The sequence below is a fragment of the Halorubrum sp. Ea1 genome (assembly GCF_002252965.1).
Lineage (GTDB): Archaea > Halobacteriota > Halobacteria > Halobacteriales > Haloferacaceae > Halorubrum.
Genome location: NZ_NHPG01000031.1, coordinates 1 through 5,579, shown reverse-complemented (window position 1 = coordinate 5,579; position 5,579 = coordinate 1). Strand labels below are relative to the sequence as shown.

5 protein-coding genes, 1 tRNA gene and 2 pseudogenes are annotated in these 5,579 nt (G+C 71.7%); 4 read left to right on the top strand and 4 right to left on the bottom strand.

Annotated elements, in window-relative coordinates:
* Window positions 1–228, top strand: a pseudogene (locus DJ73_RS04835) (Dna2/Cas4 domain-containing protein); the annotation flags it as partial.
* Window positions 229–243: 15 nt separating this feature from the next.
* On the opposite strand, the gene DJ73_RS04830 reads toward DJ73_RS04835, so the two are convergent.
* Complete coding sequence (locus DJ73_RS04830) at window positions 244–732, bottom strand: cupin domain-containing protein (protein ID WP_094557419.1); 489 nt, start codon at window positions 730–732, stop codon at window positions 244–246.
* 312 nt (window positions 733–1,044) lie between these two features.
* Here DJ73_RS04830 and DJ73_RS04825 point away from each other — a divergent pair, with 312 nt between their 5' ends.
* On the top strand, window positions 1,045–2,613 hold the full coding sequence (locus DJ73_RS04825) for a (R)-citramalate synthase (RefSeq protein ID WP_176451074.1): 1,569 nt from the start codon (window positions 1,045–1,047) through the stop codon (window positions 2,611–2,613).
* 32 nt (window positions 2,614–2,645) lie between these two features.
* On the opposite strand, the gene DJ73_RS04820 is transcribed toward DJ73_RS04825, so the two are convergent.
* The gene (locus DJ73_RS04820; RefSeq protein ID WP_094523893.1) at window positions 2,646–4,292 is read right to left on the bottom strand and encodes an alpha-amylase family protein; all 1,647 of its coding nucleotides are present in this window, start codon (window positions 4,290–4,292) and stop codon (window positions 2,646–2,648) included.
* Between the two features lie 147 nt (window positions 4,293–4,439).
* Here DJ73_RS04820 and DJ73_RS04815 point away from each other — a divergent pair, with 147 nt between their 5' ends.
* Complete coding sequence (locus tag DJ73_RS04815) at window positions 4,440–4,751, top strand: hypothetical protein (protein ID WP_094523894.1); 312 nt, start codon at window positions 4,440–4,442, stop codon at window positions 4,749–4,751.
* Between the two features lie 32 nt (window positions 4,752–4,783).
* On the opposite strand, the gene DJ73_RS04810 is transcribed toward DJ73_RS04815, so the two are convergent.
* Both DJ73_RS04810 and DJ73_RS04805 read right to left on the bottom strand, forming a co-directional pair.
* Window positions 4,784–5,146 carry a group 1 truncated hemoglobin gene (locus DJ73_RS04810; RefSeq protein WP_094523895.1) on the bottom strand — a complete coding sequence of 121 codons (363 nt, stop codon included), beginning with the start codon at window positions 5,144–5,146 and terminating at the stop codon, window positions 4,784–4,786.
* A gap of 115 nt (window positions 5,147–5,261) precedes the next feature.
* Window positions 5,262–5,346: transfer RNA gene (locus DJ73_RS04805), tRNA-Ser, on the bottom strand.
* A gap of 131 nt (window positions 5,347–5,477) precedes the next feature.
* Here DJ73_RS04805 and DJ73_RS20840 point away from each other — a divergent pair.
* Window positions 5,478–5,579, top strand: a pseudogene (locus tag DJ73_RS20840) (ATPase); the annotation flags it as partial.

Sequence of the window (5,579 nt, the reverse complement as noted above, 5' to 3'; positions counted from 1 at the left end):
GAGCGCGAGCGCGAGGTGCCGCGCGCGCTGGTCGAGTACCCGACCGTCGGCGCCGTGCGCGAGGTCCGACTCACCACCCGCAGGAAGGCCGCCTACCGCCGGGCGCTCCGGGCGGCCCGCGCGGTCGACGGCCCGCCGTCGCGCGTCGACGACGACCGCTGTTCGGCCTGCGACTACCGCGAGGAGTGCGGCGTCGGTCGCCGGTCGTTCCGGTCGCTGCTGGGATGAGGCAGCCGCCGGCCCCTACGGCGAAAACGACGCGCCGCACTCGCTGCACGTGAACCGGAACCGGCCCTCGTCGGTCAGCTCCGTCGCGTGCGGGAGTTCCTCGCCGCAGGTCCGACACTCGATCAGCGACTCGATCGCCTCCCAGTCGTGACGCGCGCCGGGCGCGCCCACCGCCCACGCGACCACCTCCTCGTCGGCGTCCTCGCGGACGAACCCGGACTGGAACTCCCCGGGCGCGAACCGGATCAGCTCGCCGGCCCCGACGTCGACGCGCTCGCGCTCCCGGCCCACTTCGAAGGTGGCGGTGCCGGAGCGGACGTAGAACAGCTCCTCTTGGTCGCCGTGCGCGTGGAGTCCGCCGGAGAGGGCGTCGCCGGGCGCGAGCTCGAAGTAGTTCATCGCGACGTGTTCGGTGCCGAGGGCCCGAGAGACCGGTTTGCGCACGTCGTGGACGTCCATCGGGTTCGTGACGACGTCGACGTCGTCGATCGCGACTCGTTTCACGCGGGCCCGCTCTCGACCCGCGCGTGTAATCCTGCCGCCCTTGGCGCGCGTGACCACGTCGGCGGATCCTCGACGAACCACCGATCTCGCCGACGATCCGTTGGTCATTCCTGTCGCGACCCGTCCGTTTATACGTGTGTGACGCGTCGGCACGGACACGAATGACACGAGACGATCGTGGTCGTTCGGAGGATAGAGGAAGTCGCCTCCCGGCGGCTGGCCGCGAAATTCTCCGGCGATAACGACTCCGGGGCACGACCGCCCCGCGGCGGCACCGACCCCGAACCCACCGCAGAGCCGACGGACTTCCTTTTGACCCGAACACCACTCACCGAACTCGACGAGGTACAGCTGTTAGACACCACCCTGCGCGACGGCGAGCAGATGCCCGGCGTCTCGCTGACGCCGGCCGAGAAGGTCGACGTCGCCCGCGAGCTCGACGCCGCGGGGATGCACCTGATCGAGGCCGGCTCGGCGTGCACCTCCGAGGGCGAGCGCGAGGCGATCCGCCGGGTCGCCGACGAGGGGTTCGACGCGACCGTGACGAGCTTCGCCCGCGGCGTGAAGCGGGACGTCGACCACGCGCTCGACTGCGGCGTCGACGGGATCAACCTCGTCGTCCCCGCCTCGGACAAGCACGTCGAGACGAAGGTCGGGTCGACCCGCGAGGCGGTGGTCGAGACGACGGTCGAGCTCGTCGAGTACGCCAAAGACCACGGCCTCTGGGTCGAGGTGCTCGGCGAAGACGGCTCCCGCGCCGACCTCGACTACCTCGAACGCCTGCTCGGCGCCGGCCTCGACGCGGGCGCCGACCGGATCTGCTACTGCGACACCGTCGGCGCGGCCGACCCGGAGCGCACCGCCGAGGTCGTCTCCCGGCTCGCCGACCTCGGCCCGACGAGCCTCCACACCCACGACGACCTCGGCCTCGGCGTGGCGAACGTCCACGCGGGGCTGACGGCCGGCGCCGACACCGTCCACGGCACCGTGATGGGCGTCGGCGAGCGCGCCGGCAACGTCGCCCTCGAAGAGGTCGCCGTCGCGCTCGCCCGATCGTACGACGTCGACACGGTCGAGTTAGAGCGGCTCTACCGGCTCTGCCGGACCGTCTCGGAGGCGACCGGCGTCGCGCTCCCGCCGAACAAGGCGGTCTGCGGCGCCAACGCCTTCGCCCACGAGTCGGGGATCCACACCGACGGCACGCTCAAGGACGGGACGATGTACGAGCCGTACCCGCCGGAGACGGTGGGCCGCGAGCGCCGGCTCGTCCTCGGTAAACACGCCGGCCGCGCGGGCGTCAAGGCCGCGCTCGCCGAGCACGACGTCGCGGTCGACGCCGACGAGCTGAGCGAGGTCGTGAGCCGCGTGAAGGAGCTCGGGGACCGCGGGAAGCGCGTCACCGACGCCGACCTGCTCGCGATCACGGAGGACGTGCAGGGCCGCGAGCGCGACCGCCGCGTCGAGCTCGTCGACCTCTCGGCCACCTCCGGCGGGAACCTCCCCACGGCGTCGGTCCGGCTCCGCGTCGGCGACGAGCAGCGCGTCGCCTCCGGCACGGGCGCCGGTCCGGTCGACGCGGGCCTCGAAGCCGTGCGGGCCGCGCTGGCGGGCGACGGCGACGGCGCCGAGAGCGACGGCACCGGCGGCGTCTCCTTCGACCTGGACTCCTACCACGTCGACGCGATCACGGGCGGCACCGACGCGGTCGTCACCGTCGAGGTCGACCTCTCGCGCGGCGACCGCTCCGTCTCGGTCTCCTCGACCGACGCCGACATCACCCGCGCCAGCGTCGTCGCGATGGTCGACGGGCTCGACCGCCTGCTCTCGGCCGCCGCCGAGGACGGCTCGGTCCCGGACGTCGCCTCGCTCGCGGACGACTGAGCGAAGGAATTCCCGACCCGCCGTCGCCGCCCTCAGCGCTTCTCGCCGCGCAGCCACGCGTAGTCGCAGGCGTCGAGCTCGACCGTGACGCCCCCCTCCGCGACGTGGTGCTCGCCGTCGCCGACGACGTGCTCGACGGTGTCCGGGTCGACGTCGAACCCGACGACCTCCTCGCGGTACCCGTCCGCGAGGTTGTGCGCGCAGAGGAGGACGGTTCCGTCGTGTTCGAACCGGTGAACGCGCGTCTCCTTGTGGTCCGTCTCGAGCGCGCGGTAGTCGCCGCGGGCGATCTCCGGACAGGCGTCGCGGGCCGCCACGAGCGCCTCGACCCGCGAGAGCAGCGAGTCGGGGTCGCCGCGCTGGGCGGCGACGTTCACGCGGTCGTAGGCGGACGGCCCCTCGTCGACCGCGGGGTTGTAACACTCCTCGGGGGCGGCCGTCGAGAAGCCGCCGTTCGGGGAGTCGTCCCACTGCATCGGCGTGCGGACGGCCTCGCGCTCGGGCAGGGAGAGGTCCGCGCCCATCCCGATCTCGTCGCCGGACTGGAGCGCGACGGAGCCGGGCAGCGAGAAGAGCAGGCTGTGGGCGACGGCGATCCGACCGGGGTCGCCGTCGTACAGGTCGGCCAGCCGGAGCCGGTGGCCGCGCTCGAAGATCCACGAGTCGCCGTCGTCGTCGCCGAAGTACCCGCGGGCGTGCTCGAACGCCTCCTCCGGCAGCTTCAGCAGGTTCCACTCGTCGTGGTTCCGCAGGAAGTTCACCCAGGTGCCGACGCCGGAGACGTCGGGGAGGACCTCCTCGGCGCGCTGTAGCGGCCAGGTGTCCTTGACGCCGACCGCGTACGTGAGGTGCGCGTTCATCACGAAGTTGAACTGGAGGTGGAACGCCTCGCCGTCGCCGAAGTAGTAGTCGAGGTGTTCCGGCTCGTCGTCGGCCTCGGCCAGCAGCACCGCGTCGGACTGCTCCGCCTCGACGACCCGGCGCATCTCCTTGAACAGCTCGATGGGGTCGCCGAGGTCGGTCTCGTCGAGGGTGGTCGCGTCGTGGCCCTTCGGCATCAGCATCGGGTGGGCGGCGTCGATCCGGAAGCCGTCGGCGCCCCGGTCGAGCCAGAAGCGGAGCACGTCGTACAGCTCCTCGCGGACCGCGGGGTTCGCGACGTTGAGATCGGGCTGGTGGCCGTAGAACTGGTGGAAGTAGTGTTTGTCCGCGACCTCGTCGTACGACCAGACGCCGTCCTCGTACTCCGGGAAGATGTTCCCGCGCTGGTGGGCGTCCGCCAGGTGGCTCGTCCACAGGTAGTAGTCGTGGTACTCCGACTCGGGGTCCTCGCGCGCCCGTCGGAACCACTCGTGTTCGTTCGAGGTGTGGTTGAAGACGAGGTCGGTGATCACACGGATCCCGCGCTCGTGCGCCCGGTCGGCGAACTCCCGGAAGTCGGCGAGGCTCCCGAGCCGGTCGTCGACGCCGTAGTAGTCGGCGACGTCGTAGCCGTTGTCGCGGAGCGGGCTCGGGTAGAACGGTCGGATCCAGAGCGCGTCGACCCCGAGCTCGTCGAGGTAGTCGAGCCGCTCGATCGCCCCGCGGAAGTCCCCCCAGCCGTCGCCGTCGCCGTCGTTGAACGTCTTGACGTCCAGCGAGTAGATCGTCGCGTCCTCGTACCAGTCCGGCTCGCTCATGCGCACGGGTACGGAATCGGGGGTCTGGTTTCTTGCGGTTCGTTCGTACCCGCTCCGCGAGGCGCTTTCGCCGCCGCTCGCGTCGCTCCGCTCCGCGGCCGGGGGCGTCTGACGAGGTTTTTAAGCGACGACGCCCCAACGTCGCCCGTGAGCGTCGTCGTCGCGGTGAAGCCCTCGGCGCGCAAGCGGAACGCGAAGGTCGGGCGGCTCGTCTTCGAGGACGGTCCCCGCCACGCGTTCGAGAGCCGCGCGGCCGCGGAGCGGTGGGCGGCCGACCTCTCGACGGGCGACGGCCACGTCTGGGTCGCGAGCGCGCACCCCCGCGACGACGACGCGGTCGACTGCTACCTCGTCTCGCGGGCGACCAACGCGAAGCTGGAGGCGGCGTACGACAAGCGGCGACGGCGGCTGCGGGGCGACTCCGGATCCGAACAGGAGTCGCTGGGCGGGCAGCCGTAGGCGACGGGCGCGGTCGGTGGTTTCCCTCCGCGTCACGCCTCGACGATGTCCTCTCTGAACGCCTCGACCGCCTCCAGTACCGCCTCGCGGTCCGCGTCGTCGACGTCGAACTCGCGGAGCGCGGCGTCGAGGTGGGCCGCGATCGCGTCGAACTCCGCGTCCGTGACGCCGAGCCCTCCGTGGGCCGTCTCCATGTCGTCGCCCCCGTACTCGATCGGGCCGCCGGTGACCGCGCTCAGGAACTTCGTCTGGTGGGAGCGCTGATCGGCCATCTCCACGTCGTCGAAGTGGTGCGCCACCCGCTCGTCGGCCAGCACTCGGTCGTAGAACTCGTTGACGACCGCGCCGATCGCCGGCCCGCCGCCGAGCCGGTCGTACAGCGTCGCGTCCGGCATACGATTCCGTCGCCTCGACGAGGGATGGCTCTTTCCCCGCCGCGGCGCTCGGTGACCGCTCATGGGATCCCTTCGACCGCGGCCGCGTCGCTGGGCGGAGCGGGTGAGAGAGAAGCGCCGAGGCGGAGATTTGAACTCCGGTGTCCGAATGGACAGTAGATTTCGAATCTACCGCCTTGGCCAGGCTAGGCTACCTCGGCTCACTTGCCGGTTGGCCGGTTCCGCTGTTATGCGTTTCGATCGCCGATGCCGACCTCGGGAGCGGCCTCGACGCGTCGCCGAGGCGACCGCCGCCGGCAACGCTTTTCGGCGCGGCCCCCGTGCGCCCGGTATGGACGTCCCCGAAGCGGCGGCGGCCTGCTCGCGCGTCGTCGACGAGGTCGGCGGCGCGGTCGTCGCCGACCGCGAGTTCCTCGACCGCGTCACGCTCGGG

Coding starts and splice junctions, on each gene's coding strand:
- DJ73_RS04810 (WP_094523895.1), bottom strand. CDS start 5,146: ATGCCGGACGCGACGCTGTACGACCGGCTCGGCGGCGGGCCGGCGATC.
- DJ73_RS04820 (WP_094523893.1), bottom strand. CDS start 4,292: ATGAGCGAGCCGGACTGGTACGAGGACGCGACGATCTACTCGCTGGAC.